Origin of the sequence: Rathayibacter sp. AY1C1 (assembly GCF_002932105.1) — a bacterium.
Taxonomy (GTDB): Bacteria; Actinomycetota; Actinomycetes; order Actinomycetales; family Microbacteriaceae; genus Rathayibacter.
On record NZ_PSWH01000003.1, the window covers coordinates 115,808 to 137,928 of the forward strand.

Below are 22,121 nucleotides of genomic sequence, written 5' to 3' on the forward strand. Positions count from 1 at the left end.
GACGGATCACACCACCAGACGAGGCTGACTGCGGACTGTGTCGGACAGGCGCAGCAGCACCGCCACGATCATCCAGTTCGCCACGAGGGAGGAGCCGCCGGCGGCGAGGAACGGCGTGGTCAGGCCGGTCAGCGGGATGACACGGGTGACGCCTCCGATGACGATGAAGCACTGCAGGGCGATCACGAACGAGAGGCCGACTCCCAGGAGGCGCCCGAAGTCGTCCTGCCCGGCGAAGCCGATGCGGAACCCGCGCGAGACCAGCAGGAGGTAGAGGCCGAAGATCGCGAAGAGCCCGGCGAGGCCCAGCTCCTCGCCGAGGCTGGCGATGATGTAGTCGGACTGCGGGACCGGCGTGAGATCCGGCATCCCCTGGCCGAGGCCCGTGCCGAGCAGCCCGCCGTGCGCGAGGCCGAAGAGGCCCTGCACGAGCTGGTAGCTGCCGCCCGGATCCGCCCCGTAGCGCTCGGCGCTGAAGGGCTCGAGCCAGTTGGCGAAGCGGTTGCCCACGTAGTCGAGCGTCTGGCTCGCCAGCAGCGCGCCGCCGAGGAACAGGCCGACGCCGATGAGGACCCAGCTGGTGCGGCCGGTCGCGACGTAGAGCATGACCAGGAACAGGCCGAAGTAGAGCAGCGCCGTCCCCAGGTCGCGCTGGAAGACGATGACGCCCATCGTGACCGCCCAGACCACCAGGATCGGGCCGAGGTCGCGCAGGCGCGGGAAGCGCATCCCGAGGACGGTGCGGCCCACCATCGAGAGGGAGTCGCGGTTGCGCACGAGGTAGCCGGCGAAGAAGACCGCGAGGGCGATCTTGGCGATCTCGCCGGGCTGGAAGCTCGCCACGTCGCCGATCCCGATCCACACACGCGCGCCGCTGACCTCGCGGCCGATGAAGGGCAGGAGCGGCAGCAGGAGCAGCACGATCGCCGCGAACCCGGCGACGTAGGTGTAGCGGAACAGCACGCGGTGGTTGCGGATGACCAGCAGCACCACGATCGCCGCCACGACGGCCAGGGCGCTCCAGAAGATCTGCCGCACCGCCACCGACTCCCAGCCGGTCGCGCCGTCGGCGATGTCGATCCGGTAGATCTCGGCGACGCCCAGGCCGTTCAGCACGGTGGCGATCGGGAGGAGGAAGGGGTCGGCCGCCGGGGCCGCGAAGCGCAGCACGACGTGCACGGCGAGCACGAGCGCCGAGAGGCCGGCGCCCAGCGAGACCAGCGTGGTGTCGATCGAGCCGAGGGCGCCGAGCTGCACGAGCACGATCGCGCCGGCGTCGATGAGGCATGCGCCGATCAGGAGCAGGAGCTCGAGATTGCGCAGCTTCTGGCGGAAGAAGCCCTGCCGCTCGGGGGCGGGGCGGGCGGTGGCCGTGGCGGCGTCCGTCATGGTGCTCCGTTCGCGTCCGTGAGGCGCTCGACGATGTCGACCGCGCCGGCGTAGGAGTCGGCGCTGATCGTCTGCTCCAGCTGCTCGACGTCGTAGGCGCGGAGGGAGTCGAGCGGGATTCCCGTGTCCTCCTTCACCTCCGAGAGCGAGAGCGGGCCGACCGACTGCTGGATGCCCTGGTAGATGATCACGGTGTCCCCGTCGGTGCCGACGTAGAAGCGCGACTGCGTCCAGTCGTAGGCGAAGAGGATCCCGAGGAATCCGATGATGAGCACGAGGGACAGGCCGACGAGCCAGGTGATGCGGCGGCGCAGGTGCCGGCGGCGGTCCTCCTCGATCAGCTCGTCGAGGTAGTCCTCGGACGCGGGCTCGAAGTGGGTGGGGCCCTGCGCGGCGGGAGCCCGGGTGTGCAGGCGGAGGCCGGGGATCCGGACGCGGTTCTGCGAGTCGTCGGTGCTGAAGGGCGTGGGCGCGGCGGCGGATCCGACGACCACCGGCTCCTCCACGGGGGCGAGGATGCGCGCGGTGTCGCCCGCCCCGGGGATGTCGAGGACGACGACGGTGACGTTGTCCGGGGCGCCGTGCGAGAGGCTGTCGCGGATCAGGCGGTCGGCCACCTGCTGGGCGGTCTCGTCGCGGCTGAGCTCCTTGAGGATCTCGTCGTGCGGGACGACGCCGGAGAGGCCGTCGGAGCAGATCAGCCAGCGGTCGTGCGGCTCGGTCTCGAGCGTGAGCGTGTCGATCTCGGGGTTGGTGTGCACGTCGCCGAGGACCCGCATCAGGACGGAGCGGCGCGGATGCGTCATCGCCTCCTCCTCCGTGATGCGGCCGGAGTCGACGAGGCGCTGCACGAAGGTGTGGTCCGTCGTGACCTGCTCGAGCCGGCCGTCGCGGAGGACGTAGATGCGGGAGTCGCCGATGTGCGCGATCGCCACCGACTCGCCGACGCGGGCGATCGCGCTGACGGTGGTGCCCATGCCGGTGAGCTCGGGGTGGTCGACCACGGCGTCGGCCAGCAGGGTGTTGGCCGCCAGCAGGGTGCGCTTGAGCTCGTCCTCGGCCTCGTAGGTGGAGGCGTAGACGCGGTCCGCCTCCGCGATGCGCTTGATCGCGATGGAGGAGGCGACGTCGCCGCCCGCGTGACCGCCCATGCCGTCGGCGACGACGAAGAGCTGCCGGCCCGCGTAGCCGGAGTCCTGGTTGTTCGAGCGGATCCTGCCGACGTGCGAGACGGCGGCGCTCTCGCGCACCGCGCCGTGGCCGGAGCCGCTCTCCGGAGTGGGGGCCACGCGCTACGACCGCCGCAGTTCGAAGGTGGTGGTGCCGACCTTCACGGGCGTGTCCAGCGGCACCTTGGTGGGCGCGCCGACGCGGCGGCCGTCGAGGAAGGTGCCGTTGGTGGAGTCGAGGTCCTGGATCATCCACTCGTCGTTCCAGAGGAGCAGGCGCGCGTGGTGGGTCGAGGTGTAGTCGTCGCGGATGACCAGCGTCGACTCCGCGGAGCGGCCGATCGTCAGCGGGTCGCCGGTCAGCTCGAGCTCGGTGCCCCGCTTGGGGCCCGAGGTGATCACGAGGCGCTGCGCCGTGTGGACCGTGGCGGCGCCTCCCTGCTCGGCGCGCTCGGCGGCGGCCTCTCGGCTCCTCCGGGCCGAGGGGGCCGACGGAGAGGCGGGCTGCGCGGGCGTGGGAGCCGCGGCGGCCGCGGCGACCACGGGCTGGGCCGCCGTCACGAACGGGGCCTCGGGGGACGCGGCCTGCGCGCCGGGCGGCAGCTTGCGCACGCGCTGCCCGAACAGGTCGGAGCGCAGCGCGTAGACGATGCCGAACACGAAGAACCACAGCAGCGCGAGGAACGCGATGCGCAGGAGGAAGAGAGTGAGCTCGCTCATAGCCGGTCGTCCCAGAATCCCTCGGAACCGCGTCCGGCTGCCCTGCCGGACGACGGGCGGTCGGTGCGTGCGGGCGCGGAGCCCTGCACGACGCGGTAGACGATCGAGGTGCGCCCGATCGTGATGGTCTGCTCGGGGGCCAGGGGCGCCTGCGTGACGGGCCGGCCGTCGAGCTTGGAGCCGTTCGTGGACCCGAGGTCGTGCACCTGGGCGCGGGAGCCGTCCCAGAGGATCTCGACGTGCTTGCGGGACGTGCCCGAGTCGTCGACGGTGATGTCGGCGTCGCTGCCGCGGCCGATGACGGTGCGCGCCTTCGTGATCGGGTGGCGCCGGCCGTCGATGTCGAGGACGGGCGTGTAGGCGACGGTGCCCTTCACGCTGCGGGAGTCGACCTCGACCATGCCGTCGCTGAGCGCCGGATCGACGGCGAGGGAGATGTCGATCGGGCCGGGGAAGCGGAAGCCCTGCTTGGTGGCGTGCTCGGTGGCGACCGTGGTGAGCTCGTCGATCAGCGTGGCGCCGAGGCGCTGCATCCGGTCGAGGTCGGTCGCGGACATCCGCAGGACGAGGCTGTTGGGGACGAGGATGCGGTCGCGGCTGACCACGGCGGCGGAGGTGTCGAGCTCCCGGCGGAGGGCGGAGGCGAGCTCGACCGGCTGCAGACCCGACTTGAAGGTCCGCGCGAACGCGCCGTTGACGACGCGCTCGAGTCCCTTCTCGAAGTTGTCCAGTATGCCCACAGTCTTCCGATCTTCCGGTTCTTCGCCTTCTCGGCGGTCGCGCACGGATCGAGATGTCTGCGCGCCCGTCGCCGCTTCCTCTTCTTGGTCTGCGCCGCGCACGGCTACGGGCATGTTACTGGGATGGTCTGGATGCGCGATCCTCCGCAGTGGTTTCGCGGCCGGACTGCCGTGTGCGCGCTCTCACCGGGGCGGCTCGGCGGCGGCTCCCGGGGGAGCGGCGGCCCGGGACGGTGAGCGCCGGTTCGGCTCGGGGGCCGGGGGATGCTACGATTTCTCGTCGGCGCTTCGGTGCCGCTGGTGAGCGCGAGTGGCGGAATAGGCAGACGCGCACGGTTCAGGTCCGTGTGCCCGAAAGGGCGTGGGGGTTCAACTCCCCCCTCGCGCACCAGAGTTCACGAGAACCGGAGTTCGAGAGAACCGGGTTCGAGAGAACCAGAGGAGAAGCCCCCGATCGGATGTCCGGTCGGGGGCTTCTCCCGTTCCCGGGTGCGGTGCGCCGCGGGGCGGGCTCCTGTCGTGTCGTTCTCGCGGACGGCGTCCCGCGGAGGGGCGGTGTTCACCGGGAGGTCGGCGCGAGGTCGTCCGGCGCGGGCACGCTCGCGGGGTGATCGCCCTCCGTGCCGACGTGTCCGCCCTCGATCCGCAGGCGCTGCCCGAGCTGCTCCGACGCCTCCGCCGGCACCGGAGCGTGCAGGTGGGGGAGTGCCAGTGGATCGCGGTGCTGCCCGGATCGGGCCCGGTGCTGCTGACGGCCGGCGACCGGCTCGTGCTCGACCTGCTGATCGAGCGGCGCGCGCTGCTCCCCGTGGTGATCGACGCGCTCGAGGCGGAGCTGCGCAGCGGCGGCTTCCGCGAGCGGATCGCGCTGAGCTGGAGCACGCCGGACACGGTGCCCGTGCTGCTGCGCTGACGAGCCGCGGTCAGCGGCGGGTGAGCTCCACGACCGGGATGATGCGGGTGGTGCGCTTCTCGTAGTCGAGGAAGCCGGCGGAGGCGGTGGTGAAGCGGGCCCAGCCGGCGTCGCGCTCCTCCCCGGCGAGGACGCGCGCCCGGACGTCGACGGTGCCGTCGTCGGGGGTCTCGATCGCCAGGTCCGGGTGGGCGATCGTGTTGTGGAACCAGGCGGGGTGCTTCGGCGCACCGGCCGCGGACGCGGCGAGCAGCCAGACGTCCTCGGAGGGGTGCAGCGCCATCAGCGGAGTCACGCGCTCCTCACCGGAGCGGGCGCCGCGGTGGTGCACCAGCACGAGGCTCCTCCCGAAGCCGCCCGTGGTCACGGTCCCGCCGTTCGCGCGGAACTCCTCGATGATCGTGTCGTTCCAGTCGGCCATGCTCGTCCTCCTCGACGCGGTGCCGGCACTCGAGTGCCGGGGTCAGGCGCGGGCGCCCAGAGCGTCCTCGCGGCTGCTGCTCCCACCCGGCGGCTGTGCGCCCGCGGTGACGGCGGCGGGATCCGCCAGCGCCCGCCGCCAGGGTAGCTCCGCGGCGCCGACGAGTTCCAGCCTCGAGCGCAGGGCGGCCCGCTCGATCCGCACGCCGCGTGCGAGGTCGCTCAGAGCCCGGGCGGAGACGCGGGCGGCGAGGCGCTCGCGGTCGACGGTGAGCAGCGAGCCGAGGAAGCCGCCGAGCACGACCGCGGTGGGGTTGAAGAGGTTGATGTAGGTGGACAGGCCCTCCGAGAGCAGGTCGACCTGGCGGGCGACCTCGCCGAGGACGGCGGGGTCGCGGGAGGTGCCCAGGGCGATGTCGAGCTCGTCCTGGTCGAGGACGCGGGCGCCGAGGACGTCGAGGAGGGAGCGCATCCGGACCTCGGCCTCGAGGCAGCCGCGCCGGCCGCAGCCGCAGAGGCGGCCGTTCGTGGCGACGAGGGTGTGGCCCAGCTCGGCCGCGAACCCCGAGGAGCCCTGGAGCGGGACGCCGCCGATGATGACTCCTCCGCCGATGCCGCCCGCGCCGCCGGTGACGTAGACGACGTCGGCCACGCCGTGCGCGGCTCCGAAGAGGGACTCGCCGATGGCGCCGAGGGTCGCGTCGTTGCCGACGGCGACCGGGAGGTCGAGGGCGCGGCTCAGCTGGGTGGCGAGGTCGACGTCGCGCCAGCCCAGGTGCGGGGCGCGGTGGACGAAGCCGGAGTCGGCCTGGACGAGGCCGGGGACGGCGACGCCCGCGCCGACCAGCGTGCGGAGCGACTCCCGCTCGGAGCGGAAGCCCTCGACGATGCCGGTGACGACGCGGACCACCGTGGCCGGGCTCGCGGGCTTGGGGGTGTCGAAGCGGACGCGGCGGAGCAGCTCGCCGTGCAGCCCGACCAGGCCGACGATGATCGCGTCGGTGTCGAGGTGGACGCCCACGGCCGCGAACCGGTCGCCGGGGACGACGGTGGCGCTGGGGCGGCCGATGCGGCCGTCGGGCGCGGTGGTCTCCTCCGCCACCCAGCCGAGCTCGCTCAGCTCGCCGACGAGGTTCGCGACGGCGGAGCGGTTCAGCCCGGTGAGGCGGCCGAGCTCGGCGCGGCTGGTGGGACCGGAGCGGTGCACCAGGGTCGCGAGGCTCGCGAGGTTCGTGCGGCGCAGCAGCGCGTTGCTGGAGGCTCCGACTGCTCCTGCCATGATCGCCTGCCTGTCGCTGGACCCCGACGGGTCTCGGATGCACTCGGGCGCGGCTCCCCCGAGGAGAAGCCGCGCCCGAGAACTGTAGAAGAGAAGGACGAGGAGCGCCGCTGGGCGGCGCCCGGCGTTCGTCTAGCGGCCGCCGGCGCGGCGCTTGTTGAAGATGTCGAACGCCACCGCGAGCAGGAGCACGAAGCCCTTGATCGCCATCTGCCAGGCCGCGTCGACCGAGAGGATGGACAGGCCCATGTTGAGCACGCCCATCACGAGTCCGCCGATGACGGCTCCGACGACGGTGCCCACGCCTCCCTGGACGGCGGCGCCGCCGATGAAGACCGCGGCGATCGCGTCCAGCTCGTAGTTCTGTCCGGCCGAGGCGACCGCACCGCCGGCGCGGGCGGTGCTGACGATGCCCGCGACTCCGGCCAGTGCGCCCATGTTGACGAAGATGAAGAAGTTGACCCACTTCGTCTTGACGCCGGACATCATCGCGGCGAACAGGTTGCCGCCCATCGCGTAGATGTGGCGGCCGAAGACCGTCCGGCCCAGCACGAAGCTGTAGGCGAGGATCAGCACGGCGAGCACGATCAGGATGATCGGGGTTCCGCTGTAGCCGGCGAGCAGCCAGGAGAGGGCCATGATCGCGATGACGGCGATGGCCGACTTCGCGACCAGCGAGCCGATGGGCTCGCGGGGCAGCTCGAGGCGGCGGAGGGTCGCGCGGCTGCGGAGCTGCTGGGCCACGAGGACGACGCAGACGATCAGGCCGAGGACCAGGGTGAGCGCGTCGCGCCCGGCGATGCCGCCGAGGACGCCCGGCAGCCAGCCGGCGCCGATCGCGGTGAACTCGGTGGGGAGGCCGTTGATCGTTCCGCCGGTGAGGAGGACGAGGGTGAAGCCGCGGAAGATCAGCATGCCCGCGAGGGTCACGATGAACGCCGGTATGCCGACGAAGGCGACCCAGAAGCCCTGCCATGCTCCGACGGCGGCGCCGGTGACGAGGGCGACGACGACGGCCGCCCACCAGGGCAGGCCCCAGTTGTTCATCGCGATCGCCGAGATGGCGCCGACCATCGCCACGACCGAGCCGACCGAGAGGTCGATGTGGCCGGCGATGATGACCATCACCATGCCGATCGCGAGGATCAGCACGTAGGCGTTCTGCTGGATCAGGTTGTTGACGTTGCCGGGCAGGAGCAGGCGCCCGCCGGTCAGCACCTGGAAGAGCAGGACGATGATGGCCAGCGCGGCGAGGATGCCGTACTGCCGGAGGTTGATGTTCAGCCGGCGCGAGCGCTTGGGCGGGGTGGAGGGCGTGTTGGCGGGCGTGTCCGCCGGCGCTGTGGTGGTCGTGGCGCTCATCGGGCCTGTTCCTTTCCGGCGGTCATGTAGTGCATGAGGTGCTCCTGGGTGGCGTCGGCGCGATCGATCTCGCCGGTGATCCGTCCCTCGGAGATGGTGTAGATGCGGTCGGCGAGGCCGATCAGCTCGGGCAGCTCGGACGAGATGACGACGACCGCCTTGCCCTGGGCCGCGAGCTCGTTGATGATCCCGTAGATCTCGTACTTGGCTCCCACGTCGATGCCGCGGGTGGGCTCGTCGAGGATCAGCACGTCGGGACCGGAGAAGATCCACTTCGAGAGGACGACCTTCTGCTGGTTGCCGCCGGAGAGCTTCCCCGTGACGGCCGAGACGGTCGGCGCCTTGATGTTCATCTTCGATCGGTACGAGTCGGCGACCTTGTACTCGCGGTGCTTGTCGATCACGCCGAGCCGGGCCAGGCGCGAGAGCGCGGCGGCCGAGACGTTGACGGTGATGTCGCCGATGAGGTTGAGCCCGTAGCGCTTGCGGTCCTCGGTCGCGTAGGCGAGGCCGTTGCGGATCGCCTCGTCGACGGTGCGGGTCTGGATCTCCTTGCCGTCCTTGTAGACGCGGCCGGAGATGCCGGTGCCGTAGCTCCTCCCGAAGATGCTCATCGCGAGCTCGGTGCGTCCGGCACCCATCAGGCCCGCGAAGCCGACGATCTCGCCGGCGCGGACGGTGAAGGAGGCGTCGTCGACGACCACGCGGTTGATGTCGACCGGGTGGTGGACCGTCCAGTTCTCGACGCGCAGCTTCTCCTCGCCGATCTGCGGGTCGCGCGGCGGGAACATGCTGTTGAGGTCGCGGCCGACCATCGCGCGGATGATCCGGCTCTCGGACGCCTCCTCGCCGGCCATCGGGAAGCTCTCGATGGTGCGGCCGTCGCGGATGATCGTGACGGTGTCCGCGATGGCGCGGATCTCCTTCAGCTTGTGGCTGATGATGATGCAGGTGATGCCCTGCTTGCGGAGCTGGTCGATCAGGCCGAGCAGGTGGTCGCTGTCCTCGTCGTTGAGGGCGGCGGTGGGCTCGTCGAGGATGAGGAGCTTCACCTCCTTGGCGAGGGCCTTGGCGATCTCGACGAGCTGCTGCTTGCCGACGCCGAGCTCGAGGATCTTGGTCGCGGGGCTCTCGGCGAGGCCGACGCGGGCGAGCAGCTTGGCCGCCTCCGCGTTGGTCGCGTTCCAGTTGATGACGCCGCGGGTCGACTTCTCGTTGCCGAGGAAGATGTTCTCGGCGATGGAGAGGTAGGGGCTGAGGGCGAGCTCCTGGTGGATGATCACGATGCCGTCGGCCTCGCTGTCGTTGATCGACCGGTACTGCGCCTCCTCGCCCTCGAACTCGATGGTGCCCTCGAAGCTGCCGTACGGGTACACGCCGGAGAGGACTTTCATCAGGGTCGACTTGCCGGCGCCGTTCTCGCCGCAGATGGCGTGGACCTCGCCGGGCTGGACCGAGAGCGAGACGCCGTCGAGGGCGCGGACGCCGCCGCCGAACTCCTTGACGATGTCGCGCATGATGAGGATGGGACTGGCCAACAGGGCCTCACTTCGTTGGGGGGGAGTGGTGTGCGGACGGGGAGGCGGGGGCGGGGAGGATCGCTCCTCCCCGCCCCCGCCCGACGGATCAGAGTCCGACGTCGCCGGCCTTGAGGAAGCCGGAGTCGACGAGGACCGACTGCACGTCGTCCTTCGTGACGACCTGCGGCTCCAGCAGGTAGGACGGGACGACCTTCTCGCCGTTGTCGTAGGTCTCGGTGTCGTTGACCTCGGGCTCCTCGCCCGCGACGATCGACTGCACCATCTGGAAGACGCGGTCGCCGAGGGTGCGGGTGTCCTTCCAGACCGTCATGGACTGCTCGTCGGCGAGGATCGCCTTGACGTTGGCCTTGTCGGCGTCCTGGCCGGTGATGACCGGGTAGTCGGCGCCGGGGGTGTAGCCGGCCGACTTCAGCGAGGCCTCGATGCCGATGGCCAGGCTGTCGTTGGGGGAGAGCACGACGTCGACCTTCTGGCCGCCGGTGTAGAAGGACGAGAGGCGGTTGTCCATCTCGGACTGCGCCTTGTCGGAGGCCCAGCCCTGGATGCCGATCGAGGCCCAGTCGTCGTCCGACGCGGGCGACTTGCCCGAGGGGACGGTGAGCTTGCCGCTCTCGATGTAGGGCTGCAGGACGTCCCACGCGCCGGAGAAGAAGAACTTCGCGTTGTTGTCGTCGGGGCTGCCGGCGAAGGGCTCGAGGGTGAAGGGACCCGCGGCGTTCTTCAGGTCGAGGGTCGACTCGATGTACTGGCCCTGGAGCTGGCCGACCTTGTAGTTGTCGAAGGTCGCGTAGTAGTCGACGTCCGCGGTGCCGTTGATGAGACGGTCGTAGGCGATGACGGTGGCGTTCTGCTTCTTCGCCTCGGCGAGGACGGGCGCGAGCGCCTCGCCGTCGATCGCGGCGATGACCAGGATCTTGGAGCCGCCGGCGATCTGGTTCTGGATCTGCGAGATCTGCTGATCGGTCTTGTTGTCGGCGTACTGGAGGTCGACGGTGCAGCCGTCGCCCTCGAGCTGCGACTGGAGGCCTTCGCCGTCGTTGATCCAGCGCTCGAGGCTGCGCGTGGGCATCGAGATGCCGACGGTGCAGTCGCCTTCCGCGCCGGCGCCGGCAGCGGCGCCTCCGGAGTTGGCGGGGCTCGCGGAACAGGCCGCGAGGCCGAGGGAGATGATGCCGGCGGCGGCCAGCGTGGTGATGCCGCGGGAGAACTTCATGGAGTGCATTCCTCTCTGAAAGCAGTGTCCGAGGGAGAGGACGACAAGAGGCGTGCACGTGTGGCGCACGTCGTCGTGTCGTCGCCCGGGAGGGCGGGAGAGCCCCGAGGGGCTTTGTCCACGGAGAGAACATATTCCTTCGATCGGGGCGAGTAAAGCGCGGGCGGCGAATTTGTCCAGGCGATGCCGAAATGTGATCTTCGGGACGTCGACCCCCGCCGTTGCTGGGGGAGAACGCTCTCACCGCTCGGCTCCCGCCCGGCTCGCGCTCCTCCGCCGGGCGCCCGCCGCCGTCCGCGTGAGGGAAACGCGAGGACTCCGGGCCGGGCCGTAGGGGAACCGTGAGGACCGCTCCGAGGGGCCCCCGCGAGGTGTTGCATCGCTTCCTGTGCCGCTTCCCGGCAGGCGTCCGGTCCCGGGCGTCGTCCGCTCCCCGGATGGAGTCCTCCGTGCTCGACCTCGCCTACCTCCTCGGCGTGCTCGCCCTCTTCTCGCTCATCGCTCTCGCCGCGAAGGGGGTCGAGCGGCTGGGCGGACCGCCCCCCTCGGCGACCCGCGGGACCCGCGGGAAGGAGGCGGGCCGGTGATCGTCTTCGACGCCCTGGCGGCCGTGCTGGCGCTCGCCGCCGTCGTCTACCTCGTCGCGGCCCTGATCCGACCGGAGCGCTTCTGATGGATCCGCTCCTCGCCGTCCTCCAGGTCGCGACCGTCGGCCTGGCCGTCGCCCTCCTCCACCGCCCCCTCGGCGACCACATGTTCCGCGTCTACACCTCGACGCGCGACCTCGCCCTCGAGCGCGGCGTCTACCGCCTCATCGGCGTCGACTCCGCGGGCGAGCAGAGCTGGCGCGCCTACCTCCGGGCCGTGCTGGCCTTCTCGCTCGTCGGCGTGCTCCTGCTCTACGGGATGCAGCGCCTCCAGGCGGTCCTGCCCGGCTCCCTCGGCCTGCCCGCGGTGCCGGAGGGGCTGGCGTTCAACACCGCCGTCTCGTTCGTCACCAACACCAACTGGCAGTCCTACTCCCCGGAGGCGACCCTCGGCTTCGCGGTGCAGCTCGGCGGCCTCGCCGTGCAGAACTTCGTCTCGGCGGCCGTGGGCCTGGCCGTGGCGGTGGCGCTGATCCGCGGATTCGCGCGCCGCTCCTCCGGAACGCTCGGCAACTTCTGGGTCGACCTCGTGCGCGGCACGCTGCGCCTCCTGCTGCCCCTCGCGGTGGTGGCGGCGGTCGTGATGATCGCGGGCGGCGTGATCCAGAACCTGAACGGCCCGCTGACGGTGACCACGCTCACCGGCGGCGAGCAGAGCATCCCGGGCGGCGCGGTGGCCTCGCAGGAGGCGATCAAGCTGCTCGGCACCAACGGCGGCGGCTACTTCAACGCCAACTCCGCGCACCCGTTCGAGAACCCCTCGGCGTGGGTGTCGCTGCTGCAGATCGTGCTGATCCTCGCGATCCCGTTCTCGCTGCCGCGCACCTTCGGCCGGATGGTCGGCGACGTGCGGCAGGGCCGCGCGATCCTCGCGGCGATGGCGACGATCTTCGTCGTGTCGCTCGCGGCCCTCACCGCGCTGGAGGCGGCGGGCGGCGGATCCGCGGCACAGGCCGCCGGAGCTGCGATGGAGGGCAAGGAGACGCGCTTCGGCATCGCCGGCTCCGCCCTCTACGCGACCGCCTCGACGCTCACCTCGACCGGCGCCGTCAACGCGATGCACGACTCCTTCACCGCGCTCGGCGGCATGCTGCCGATGCTCAACATGATGCTCGGCGAGGTCGCCCCCGGCGGCGTCGGCTCGGGCCTCTACGGGATGCTCGTGCTCGCGGTGCTGGCCGTGTTCGTCGGCGGGCTGCTGGTCGGCCGGACGCCCGAGTACCTGGGAAAGAAGCTCGGCCCGCGCGAGATCAAGCTCGCGAGCCTCTACATCCTCGTGACGCCGACGCTCGTGCTGGCCGGCACGGCCCTGAGCTTCGCGATCCCGGCGGTGCGGGAGGACGTGGAGAGCACGTCGATCCTGAACCCCGGGCTGCACGGGCTCTCGGAGGTGCTCTACGCCTTCACCTCCGCGTCCAACAACAACGGCTCGGCGTTCGCGGGGCTGACGGCGAACACGCCCTGGCTCAACACGGCGCTCGGCGTCGCGATGCTCCTCGGCCGCTTCCTCCCGATCCTGCTGGTGCTCGCCCTGGCCGGCTCGCTCGCGGCGCAGTCGCCGGTGCCCTCCAGCGCCGGCACGCTGCCCACCCACCGGCCGCAGTTCGTCGGCCTCCTCGTGGGCGTCACGGTCGTCGTGACCGCGCTCACCTACTTCCCCGTACTCGCGCTGGGCCCCCTGGCGGAAGGACTGCGACTCCGATGACCACTGCACTCACCGAGGCCCCCGCGGAACCCGCGCGCCCCACCCGCGCCGCCCTCGGGCCGCGCCAGCTCGCCTCCGCCCTCCCCGGAGCGCTGCGCAAGCTCGATCCGCGCCTGATGTGGCGCAACCCCGTGATGTTCATCGTCGAGGTCGGCGCCGCGCTGACCACGGTGCTGGCGATCGCCGAGCCGTTCCTCGGCGGGCCGGAGGAGTCGGGCGGATCGACGGTGCCCGGCACCTTCACGGCCGGCATCGCGATCTGGCTCTGGCTCACCGTGGTGTTCGCGAACCTCGCGGAGTCGGTGGCCGAGGGCCGCGGCAAGGCGCAGGCCGAGAGCCTGCGCGCCACCCGCACCAGCACTCCGGCCCGGCGCGTGACGGACTACGACCCCGCGGACCCCTCCGCCCTGTCGGCCCGCCTGGTCGAGGTCTCCTCGGCCGAGCTGCAGCTGGGCGACGTGGTCGTGGCGGAGGCGGGCGACCTCGTCCCCGGCGACGGCGACATCGTCTGGGGCATCGCCTCCATCGACGAGTCGGCGATCACGGGCGAGTCGGCGCCGGTCGTCCGCGAGAGCGGGGGCGACCGCAGCGCGGTGACGGGCGGCACGCGAGTGCTCTCGGACCGGATCGTGGTGCGCATCACCTCGCGGCCGGGCGAGACCTTCGTCGACCGGATGATCGGCCTGGTCGAGGGCGCGTCGCGGCAGAAGACGCCGAACGAGATCGCGCTCGACATCCTCCTGGCGAGCCTCTCGATCGTGTTCGTCGTGGTCGTGCTGACCCTGAACCCGATCGCCTCGTTCGCAGGAGCCTCCGTGAGCGTCCCGGTGCTGGTCGCCCTGCTCGTCTGCCTCATCCCGACCACCATCGGCGCCCTCCTCTCGGCCATCGGCATCGCCGGCATGGACCGGCTCGTGCAGCGCAACGTGCTCGCGATGTCCGGCCGGGCGGTGGAGGCGGCGGGCGACGTCACGACGCTCCTGCTCGACAAGACGGGGACCATCACCTACGGCAACCGCCGCGCGGTGGCGTTCCTCCCGCTCGACGGAGTGGCGCAGGCCGCCCTCGTCGACGCGGCCGCCTCCTCCTCGCTCAGCGACCCGACACCCGAGGGGAAGTCGATCGTCGACCTCGCGGGCGACTCGGGCCGTCCCGCCGTCGAGCCCGCTCAGGCCGCCGTGGTGCCGTTCACCGCGCAGACCCGGATGAGCGGGCTCGACCTCCCCGACGGCTCCTCCATCCGCAAGGGCGCCGGCTCGGCCGTGCGCGCCTGGGTGGAGGAGGAGGGGCCGCTGCCGTCTGCGGTCGCGGCGCGCCTCACGGTGCTCGTCGACGGTGTCTCGGAGAGCGGCGGCACGCCCCTGGTCGTCGCGGTGAAGGACGCCCACGGCGCCCGCCTGCTCGGCGTCGTGCACCTGAAGGACGTGGTGAAGGACGGGCTCGCCGAGCGCTTCTCGGAGCTGCGCGCGATGGGCATCCGCACCGTGATGATCACGGGCGACAACCCGCTGACCGCGAAGGCGATCGCGGCGGAGGCGGGAGTCGACGACTACCTCGCCGAGGCGACCCCCGAGGACAAGCTCGCCCTGATCCGGCGCGAGCAGAAGGGCGGCGCGCTGGTCGCGATGACCGGCGACGGCACCAACGACGCCCCGGCCCTCGCGCAGGCCGACGTGGGCGTGGCGATGAACACCGGCACCTCGGCGGCGAAGGAGGCGGGCAACATGGTCGACCTCGACTCCGACCCCACCAAGCTCATCGACATCGTGCGGATCGGCAAGCAGCTGCTGATCACCCGCGGCGCGCTCACCACGTTCTCGATCGCGAACGACGTGGCGAAGTACTTCGCGATCATCCCGGCGATGTTCGCGGGGGTCTTCCCCGGGCTCGCGGTGCTGAACGTGATGCAGCTGCACTCGCCGGCCTCGGCGATCCTCTCGGCGATCGTGTTCAACGCGCTGGTGATCGTCGTGCTGATCCCGCTCGCGCTGCGGGGAGTGGCGTACCGCCCGGTCGCCGCCTCGCGCATCCTCAGCCGCAACCTCCTGGTCTACGGGCTGGGCGGAGTGATCGCTCCGTTCCTCGGGATCAAGCTCGTCGACCTGATCGTCGCTGCGATCCCCGGCTTCTGACCCGCCCGTCCCGACCACCGAAGACAGAGAGAAGAGACCATGTTCCGTCCCTACGGTGTCGCGCTGCGCGCGATGATCGTGCTCACCGTGCTGCTGGGAGCGGCGTACCCGCTCGCGGTGCTCGGGATCGGGCAGCTCGCCCTGCCCGCCCAGGCGAACGGCTCGCTGCTGCGCCAGGACGGCGCGGTGATCGGCTCGTCGCTGATCGGCCAGTCGTTCACGGACGCCGAGGGAGCGCCCCTGCCGGAGTGGTTCCAGTCGCGTCCCTCCGCCGCGGGCTACGACGCCGCGGCCTCGACCGGCAGCAACCTCGGCCCCGAGAACGCCGACCTGGTCGCGTCCGTCGAGGAGCGCCGGGCCGCGATCGCGGCCTTCGAGGGCGTCGACCCGGCCGCGGTGCCGGCCGATGCGTTGACCGCCTCCGCCTCGGGGCTCGACGCCGCGATCAGCCCCGCCTACGCGCAGCTGCAGGCGCCCCGCGTCGCCGCCGCCCGCGGGCTCGACGTGAGCGCCGTGCGCGCGCTGGTCGAGGAGCACACCGCCGGCCGCGAGCTCGGGTACCTCGGCGAGCCGACGGTGGACGTGCTCGAGCTCAACGCCGCTCTCGCGCGGCTGTGACCGCTCCGGTGGCGCCTCCGGCTCGTAGAATCGCGATCGGCTCGTCGCGACCGTCCGATCGAGCGGATCGACGCCGGTCCCGCGAGCCCGGGGCGCCCCGGAGCCGCGAGCACGAGGGGAGGCCGCGAGCATGACGAAGGGCCGCCTGCGCGTGCTCCTCGGAGCCGCGCCCGGAGTGGGCAAGACCTACACGATGCTCGAGGAGGGCCGCCGGCTCGCCGCCGAGGGCCGCGACGTCGTGGTGGCCGTGGTCGAGACGCACGGCCGCTCCGCCACCGCCGCGATGGTCGAGGGGCTGGAGGTCGTGCCGAGGAGGGCCGTCGAGCACCGCGGTGTGCTGCTCGACGAGATGGACCTCGACGCGGTGCTCGCCCGCCGGCCCGACGTCGCGCTGGTCGACGAGCTCGCGCACACCAACGCCCCCGGCTCCCGGCACGAGAAGCGCTGGGAGGACGTCAGGACGCTCCTCGACGCCGGCATCACCGTCTTCTCGACCGTGAACATCCAGCACATCGAGTCGCTCAACGACGTGGTGCACGCGATCACCGGAGCGCCGCAGCGCGAGACGATCCCGGACGCGGTCCTCCGCGCCGCCGATCAGATCGAGGTCGTCGACCTGGCGCCCCAGGCGCTGCGCGACCGCCTCGCCGACGGCCGGGTCTACCCGCCCGAGCGCATCGACGCGGCGCTGTCCAACTACTTCCGGCTCGGCAACCTGACCGCCCTGCGCGAGCTCGCGCTGCTCTGGCTCGCCGACGAGGTCGACAGCGCGCTCCGCGACTACCGCGTCGAGCACGGCATCGACAGCACCTGGGAGGCGCGCGAGCGCGTGGTCGTGACCCTCACCGGCGGGCCGGAGGGGGAGACCCTGCTGCGGCGCGGCGCGCGGATCGCGGCCCGCGCCTCCGGGGGCGACCTGCTCGCCGTGCACGTGGTGACCCCCGACGGCCTCCGCACCCCGCGCCCGCACGTGCTCGAGGCGCAGCGGGTGCTGGTCGAGAAGCTCGGCGGCAGCTACCACCAGGTGGTCGGCGAGGACGTGCCGCGGACGCTGGTCGAGTTCGCCCGCTCGGTCAACGCGACGCAGCTGGTGATCGGCGTGAGCAGGCGGAGCCGCCTCGCCTCGGCGCTGACGCCCGGCACCGCGTCGACGGTGATCCGCGAGTCCGGCAACATCGACGTGCACATCGTCAGCCACTCCGCCGCCGGGCGCACCGCGGTGCTGCCGAGGCTCGACGGCGCCCTGACGCTGCGGCGCCGCCTCCTGGGACTGGCACTCGCCCTCGTGGGCGGCCCGCTGGTGACCTGGCTGCTCTCGAGCCTCCGCAGCGACGAGTCGATCACGAGCGACGTGCTCTCGTACCAGCTGCTGGTGGTGGTGGTCGCGCTGGTCGGCGGGCTCTGGCCGGCCCTCTTCGCGGCCGTGCTCTCGGGGCTGACCCTCGACTTCTTCTTCGTCGATCCGCTCTACACGATCACCGTCGACGAGCCTCTGCACGCGCTGGCGCTGGTGCTCTACGTGCTCAACGCGGCGCTCGTCAGCGCCGTGGTCGATCGCGCGGCCCGGCGGGCGCGGGCCGCCAAGCGGTCGGGGGCGGAGTCGGAGCTGCTGGCGACGATCGCGGGCGGCGTGATCCGCGGGCAGGGGGCGCTGCAGGCGATCCTCGAGCGCTCGCGCGAGGCGTTCGGGCTGACCGGCGTGCGGCTGCTGCGCGGCGGCGAGCTCGTCGCGGCCGACGGCGAGCCGCAGCCGGAGGGCGATCCCGCGCGGATCGCGGTGGGCGAGCGCGCCGTGCTCGAGCTGCACGGCCGCGAGCTGGAGGGGAGCGAGCGACGGCTGCTCCAGGTCGTCGCCGCCCAGCTGGACTCGGTGCTCGAGAACGCGGCCCTCAGCGAGACGGCCAGCTCCCTCGCTCCGCTGGCCGAGACCGACCGGGTGCGCAGCGCCCTGCTCTCGGCCGTCAGCCACGACCTGCGCCGGCCCCTCGCCGCGGCCACCGCGGCCGTCAGCGGACTGCGCTCGCCCGAGGTGGTCTGGAGCGAGCGCGACCGGGAGGAGCTGCTCGCCACCGCCGACGAGAGCCTCACCGTGCTGGCCGCGCTGGTCACCGACCTGCTCGACGTGACGCGGCTGGAGGCGGGGGCGCTCGCCGTGGCGCTCGCTCCGCTCGACGCCGCCGACGTGGTGCTCCCCGCGCTCGACGAGCTCGGGCTCGGTCCCGGCGAGGTCGACCTCGACCTCGATCCGGAGGGCCCGGCGCTGCTCGCCGACGCGGTTCTGCTGCAGCGCGTCGTGGTCAACCTGCTCGCGAACGCCGTCCGCTACGCGCCGTCCGGCACCCGGGTGCGCGTGGCCGCCAGCGCCTTCGGCGGGAGCGCGCAGCTGCGGATCGTCGACCACGGCCCCGGGGTGCCCGAGGAGCGGCGCGCCGAGATCTTCGTGCCGTTCCAGCGGCTCGGCGACGACGACAACCTCACGGGCCTGGGCCTCGGCCTCGCGCTCTCCAAGGGGTTCACGGAGGGGATGGGCGGCACGCTCGAGACGGAGGACACTCCGGGGGGCGGGCTGACGATGGTGGTGACGCTGCCGCTGGCGAAGGAGACTGCTGCCGCTGCTCCTGCGGCTCACGTCGCTCCTGCCGTCCCGCACGACGGCGGGTCGGGCGCCGCCCCGCACGAGGACTCCGGAGGAGCCGCATGAAGATCCTGATCGCCGACGACGACCCGCAGATCCTGCGCGCCCTGCGCATCACCCTCACCGCCCGCGGATACGACGTGGTGACGGCCGGCGACGGCACGGAGGCGATCAACCGCGCGGTGGACGAGCATCCGGACCTCTACATGATCGACCTCGGCATGCCCCGGCTCGACGGGGTGGAGGTCATCCACGGACTGCGCGGCTGGACGAGCGCGCCGATCCTGGTGGTGTCGGGGCGGACGGGCGCGGCCGACAAGGTGGGCGCGCTCGACGCCGGCGCGGACGACTACGTCACCAAGCCGTTCTCGATGGACGAGGTGCTCGCGCGCATCCGGGCCCTCTCGCGGCGGGTGCAGCCGGCCGACGGCGAGCCGCTGGTCGTGATCGGCGAGGTGACCGTGGACCTGGTGGCCAAGAGCGCGACGCGGGACGGCGTCTCCGTGCGGCTGACTCCGACGGAGTGGCAGGTGCTCGAGATCCTCATCCGCAACGCCGGCAAGCTGGTCACCCGTCGCTCGCTGCTGGCCGAGATCTGGGGCCCCGCGCACGTCACCGACACCGGCTACCTGCGCCTCTACCTCGCGCAGCTGCGCAAGAAGCTCGAGCCCGACCCCGCGCATCCGCGCCACCTGCTGACCGAGGCGGGCATGGGCTACCGCTTCGTGCCCTGACCGGCCTCTGCTCAGCGGGGGAACCCCGGACCGTCGAGGGGGCCCGCTGGCCGTGGCTCCCTCGACGGGCCGGGATCGCCTCGGCGGAGGGGGGCAGGTCACCAGTCGTGGACGGTGCCGTCGGCGAGTCGGTTGAAGGGCAGGTACGCGCGCACGTAGGGGTACTTCCCGGCGGCGTCGACGTCGAGCTCCACGCCCAGACCGGGGGCGTCGCCCGGGTGCAGCCGTCCCTCGCTCCAGGTGAACGACTGCTGGAAGACGCTGTCGGTCCGCTCGCCGTGCTTCATGTACTCCTGGATCCCGAAGTTGTGGATCGCCAGGCCCAGGTGCATCGCGGCCGCCATGCCCACCGGGGAGACGTCGGTGGGTCCGTGCATCCCGGACTTGATCTGGTACTGCGCGGCGTGGTCGAGGATCCTCCGGAGGTGGGAGACGCCTCCGGTGTGCGTGACCGCGCTGCGGATGTAGTCGATCAGCTGCTCGCGGATCAGGAGCTGGTAGTCCCAGACGGTGTTGAAGACCTCGCCGATCGCCAGGGGCGTCGTGGTGTGCTGCCGGACGAGGCGGAGGGCCTCCTGGTTCTCGGCGGGCGTGCAGTCCTCGAGCCAGAAGAGGTCGTACGGCTCGAGGGACTTGCCGAGGGCCGCGGCCTGGATCGGCGTCATCCGGTGGTGGCCGTCGTGGAGGAGGGGGAGCCCCGGTCCGAACTCGTTGCGGACGGCCTCGAAGACGCGGGGGACGTGGCGCAGGTAGGCGCGGGTGTCCCAGTCCTCCTCGGTCGGCAGGCCGCCGCGCTGCGCCGGCTCGTGGTCGTAGCGCACACCGGCGTTGCCCTCGAGGACGGCGTTGGAGGCGATGCCGTAGATCGAGGTCAGTCCCGGCACCGCGGTCTGCACGCGGATCGCGCGGTACCCCTGCTCCTGGTGCTCGCGGATGCTGTCGAACAGCTCCGCGTCCGTCCGCCCGGACGCGTGGCCGTAGGCGAGCAGGCCGGTGCGGGACGCGCCTCCGAGCAGCTGGTAGAGCGGCATGCCCGCGGCCTTGCCCTTGATGTCCCAGAGGGCGGTGTCGACCGCCGCGATCGCCGCCATCGTGACCGGCCCGCGGCGCCAGTAGGACGACCGGTAGAGGAACTGCCAGGTGTCCTCGATGCGCGAGGCGTCGCGGCCGAGGAGCAGCGGCACGACGTGGTCGGCGAGATAGGAGACCACGGCGAGCTCGCGGCCGTTGAGGGTCGCGTCGCCGAGGCCGGTCAGCCCGTCGTCGGTCGTGAGCTTGAGGGTGACGAAGTTGCGGTCGGGACTGGTGACGACGACCTCGGCCTTGTCGATCTTCATGGGGTGCCTTTCGTGGTGGGGGATCGGGTCAGGGGTTCCGGCCGGGAGCGCGGTCCATCGAGAACGCGGCGGTCGAGAGGCCGGGCGCCACGGGCGCGGCCTGTCCCGTGCTCTCGCGGCGCTCGGCTATCTCGGCGACGATCTGCGCGTGCCGGCGGTCGGTCAGCGGGTAGAACGCCATGATCAGCACCGCGAGCAGGGCCGCGACGGCCGGGATGAGGCCGGCGGCGGCGCGGATGCCCCACTCGGCGTGCTCGCTCTGCTCTGCGGCCCCGGCCACGTAGCCGCCCCAGGCCAGCGCGTACGCGGCGAGGGCGCCTCCGACCGCCTGGCCGGTCTTGCGGGTGAAGGAGAACAGGGCGTAGATCGTGCCCTCGGAGCGGATGCCGGTCTTCCACTCCCCGTACTCGACGGTGTCCGCCTCGATCGCCCAGACGAGCATGTTGACGAGCTGGATGCCGACGTAGGCGAGGACCAGTCCGCCGAAGCCGACCGCCACCGCGTCGCCCGGGGCGAGGAAGACGACCGTTCCGCCGCTGATCAGGACCCCGACTCCGGCCATATAGGCGTTGCGCTTGCCGAACCGCCGCACGATCGTCGGGACGAGGGCGGCCAGGCCGAAGGTCAGGGCGAGCTGGATCAGCGACATCGCGGCGTAGAGCTGGACCGATCCGAGCACGTCGCGCAGGTAGTAGAGCTGCACGGTCTGGAGCGCGAGCGTCCCGGTGAGGAACAGGAACGAGCTGAGGCAGAGGAAGAGCAGCGGCCGGTTGGAGCGGAGGGTCGTCATGCTCTGACGGAACGTGACGTGCGCGACGTCGCGCTGGACGCGCTCCTTCGCGGTCAGGATCGTGAAGAGGTAGAGCGCGGAGCCGACGACGACGAAGCTCAGCGTGACGATCGAGAAGAGCGACTGCAGATCGGCGCCGGGGACGACCAGCGGGGCCATGAAGGTGCCGAGCCCGGCCCCCACGATCGCGCCGCCGATGGCGCGGGCGCTGGCGAGCTTCGCGCGCTCGGTGCCGACCTGCGTCATCGCTCCGGCGAGTGAGCCGTAGGGGATGTTGACGAGGCTGTAGGCGAGGCCGAGCGCGGCATAGCTCAGGTAGGCGTAGAGCAGGGTTCCGCTCTCGCCGATCTGCGGGACGGAGAAGGTCGCGGCCGAGAGCAGCAGGAGCGGAACCGACCCGAACATCAGGAAGGGCCGGAACTTGCCGAAGCGCCTGCTGTAGGTGCGGTCCACGACCCGGCCGGCGAAGACGTCGGCGAACGCGTCGAAGATCCGCACGACGAGCAGCAGCGTGCCCGCCGCGGCCGCGGAGATCCCGGCGACGTCGGTGTAGTAGACGAGCAGGAACATCGTGGCGGTGGTGAAGGCGAGGTTGTTCGCCGTGTCGCCGGCGCCGTAGCCCACGATGCTCAGCTTGGAGAGCTTCTCAGCGGCGGGCGCTCCGGGCGCGGTGGTGCGGGGGGTCATGCGGGCTCCTTTATCCGGGCGCGGACCCGTCGGGGATCCGCGCCGCATCGAGACGGTGCGAAGGTGGCAATCGGTTGCCGACGGTGCCGG

The 22,121-nt window shown here is 71.9% G+C and carries 19 protein-coding genes and 1 tRNA gene; 9 read left to right on the forward strand and 11 right to left on the reverse strand.

Features of this window, described 5'->3' with window-relative positions; all coding sequences use genetic code 11:
* Positions 1-6: 6 nt before the first annotated feature.
* The 4 genes from C5C71_RS02645 to C5C71_RS02660 are packed head-to-tail and all read right to left on the reverse strand — an operon-like array spanning position 7 to position 4,018.
* The gene (locus tag C5C71_RS02645) at positions 7-1,389 is read right to left on the reverse strand and encodes an FtsW/RodA/SpoVE family cell cycle protein (RefSeq protein WP_104225777.1); all 1,383 of its coding nucleotides are present in this window, start codon (positions 1,387-1,389) and stop codon (positions 7-9) included.
* Positions 1,386-2,678, reverse strand: a complete 1,293-nt coding sequence (locus C5C71_RS02650; RefSeq protein ID WP_244229533.1) for a Stp1/IreP family PP2C-type Ser/Thr phosphatase — start codon at positions 2,676-2,678, stop codon at positions 1,386-1,388. The genes C5C71_RS02645 and C5C71_RS02650 overlap by 4 nt, the downstream gene beginning before the upstream one ends.
* A gap of 3 nt (positions 2,679-2,681) precedes the next feature.
* Positions 2,682-3,278 (reverse strand): FHA domain-containing protein, encoded by a 597-nt coding sequence (locus C5C71_RS02655; protein WP_104222659.1) that lies wholly within the window; start codon positions 3,276-3,278, stop codon positions 2,682-2,684.
* Positions 3,275-4,018 (reverse strand): DUF3662 and FHA domain-containing protein, encoded by a 744-nt coding sequence (locus tag C5C71_RS02660; protein WP_104225775.1) that lies wholly within the window; start codon positions 4,016-4,018, stop codon positions 3,275-3,277. The genes C5C71_RS02655 and C5C71_RS02660 overlap by 4 nt, the downstream gene beginning before the upstream one ends.
* Positions 4,019-4,322: 304 nt before the next feature.
* On the opposite strand from C5C71_RS02660, the gene C5C71_RS02665 reads away from it, so the two are divergent.
* A tRNA-Leu gene (locus C5C71_RS02665) sits at positions 4,323-4,409 on the forward strand.
* 216 nt (positions 4,410-4,625) lie between these two features.
* Positions 4,626-4,931: a hypothetical protein gene (locus tag C5C71_RS02670; RefSeq protein ID WP_104247543.1), complete on the forward strand. Its 306-nt coding sequence runs from the start codon at positions 4,626-4,628 to the stop codon at positions 4,929-4,931.
* A gap of 10 nt (positions 4,932-4,941) precedes the next feature.
* Here the strand turns inward: C5C71_RS02670 and C5C71_RS02675 are convergent, their stop codons facing one another.
* From C5C71_RS02675 to chvE, 5 genes are all read right to left on the reverse strand, one after another.
* The gene (locus tag C5C71_RS02675; RefSeq protein WP_104255652.1) at positions 4,942-5,352 is read right to left on the reverse strand and encodes a nitroreductase/quinone reductase family protein; all 411 of its coding nucleotides are present in this window, start codon (positions 5,350-5,352) and stop codon (positions 4,942-4,944) included.
* Positions 5,353-5,394: 42 nt separating this feature from the next.
* Complete coding sequence (locus tag C5C71_RS02680) at positions 5,395-6,630, reverse strand: ROK family transcriptional regulator (protein ID WP_104233002.1); 1,236 nt, start codon at positions 6,628-6,630, stop codon at positions 5,395-5,397.
* A 132-nt stretch (positions 6,631-6,762) separates the two neighbouring features.
* Positions 6,763-7,992, reverse strand: coding sequence for a multiple monosaccharide ABC transporter permease (gene mmsB, locus C5C71_RS02685; RefSeq protein ID WP_104291955.1), 1,230 nt, complete (start codon positions 7,990-7,992; stop codon positions 6,763-6,765).
* Positions 7,989-9,509 (reverse strand): multiple monosaccharide ABC transporter ATP-binding protein, encoded by a 1,521-nt coding sequence (gene mmsA, locus C5C71_RS02690; RefSeq protein ID WP_104255654.1) that lies wholly within the window; start codon positions 9,507-9,509, stop codon positions 7,989-7,991. Before mmsA ends, mmsB begins: the two co-directional genes overlap by 4 nt.
* 109 nt (positions 9,510-9,618) lie before the next feature.
* On the reverse strand, positions 9,619-10,746 hold the full coding sequence (gene chvE, locus C5C71_RS02695) for a multiple monosaccharide ABC transporter substrate-binding protein (RefSeq protein ID WP_374952918.1): 1,128 nt from the start codon (positions 10,744-10,746) through the stop codon (positions 9,619-9,621).
* A gap of 437 nt (positions 10,747-11,183) precedes the next feature.
* Between chvE and C5C71_RS17445 the strand changes: the two genes are divergently transcribed.
* The 7 genes from C5C71_RS17445 to C5C71_RS02725 all read left to right on the forward strand — a co-directional run bounded on the left by C5C71_RS17445 (position 11,184) and on the right by C5C71_RS02725 (position 19,217).
* A complete protein-coding gene (locus tag C5C71_RS17445; RefSeq protein ID WP_181065636.1) occupies positions 11,184-11,333 on the forward strand; it encodes a hypothetical protein in 150 nt (49 codons plus the stop codon).
* Positions 11,330-11,419 (forward strand): K(+)-transporting ATPase subunit F, encoded by a 90-nt coding sequence (gene kdpF / locus C5C71_RS02700; protein ID WP_068209492.1) that lies wholly within the window; start codon positions 11,330-11,332, stop codon positions 11,417-11,419. The genes C5C71_RS17445 and kdpF overlap by 4 nt, the downstream gene beginning before the upstream one ends.
* Positions 11,419-13,098: a potassium-transporting ATPase subunit KdpA gene (gene kdpA / locus C5C71_RS02705; RefSeq protein WP_104222651.1), complete on the forward strand. Its 1,680-nt coding sequence runs from the start codon at positions 11,419-11,421 to the stop codon at positions 13,096-13,098. Before kdpF ends, kdpA begins: the two co-directional genes overlap by 1 nt.
* On the forward strand, positions 13,095-15,230 hold the full coding sequence (gene kdpB / locus C5C71_RS02710; protein WP_104337105.1) for a potassium-transporting ATPase subunit KdpB: 2,136 nt from the start codon (positions 13,095-13,097) through the stop codon (positions 15,228-15,230). Before kdpA ends, kdpB begins: the two co-directional genes overlap by 4 nt.
* A 39-nt stretch (positions 15,231-15,269) precedes the next feature.
* Positions 15,270-15,848, forward strand: a complete 579-nt coding sequence (gene kdpC, locus C5C71_RS02715; protein ID WP_104337106.1) for a K(+)-transporting ATPase subunit C — start codon at positions 15,270-15,272, stop codon at positions 15,846-15,848.
* 130 nt (positions 15,849-15,978) lie between these two features.
* Positions 15,979-18,549 carry an ATP-binding protein gene (locus C5C71_RS02720; RefSeq protein WP_104337107.1) on the forward strand — a complete coding sequence of 857 codons (2,571 nt, stop codon included), beginning with the start codon at positions 15,979-15,981 and terminating at the stop codon, positions 18,547-18,549.
* Positions 18,546-19,217 carry a response regulator gene (locus C5C71_RS02725; protein ID WP_104222647.1) on the forward strand — a complete coding sequence of 224 codons (672 nt, stop codon included), beginning with the start codon at positions 18,546-18,548 and terminating at the stop codon, positions 19,215-19,217. Before C5C71_RS02720 ends, C5C71_RS02725 begins: the two co-directional genes overlap by 4 nt.
* 98 nt (positions 19,218-19,315) lie before the next feature.
* On the opposite strand, the gene manD is transcribed toward C5C71_RS02725, so the two are convergent.
* Together manD and uidB are read right to left on the reverse strand one after the other, a co-directional pair.
* Entirely contained in the window at positions 19,316-20,554 is a 1,239-nt protein-coding gene (gene manD, locus C5C71_RS02730) for a D-mannonate dehydratase ManD (RefSeq protein ID WP_104222646.1), read from the reverse strand.
* A gap of 28 nt (positions 20,555-20,582) precedes the next feature.
* Positions 20,583-22,031, reverse strand: a complete 1,449-nt coding sequence (gene uidB / locus C5C71_RS02735; RefSeq protein WP_104257955.1) for a glucuronide transporter — start codon at positions 22,029-22,031, stop codon at positions 20,583-20,585.
* Positions 22,032-22,121: the final 90 nt, after the last annotated feature.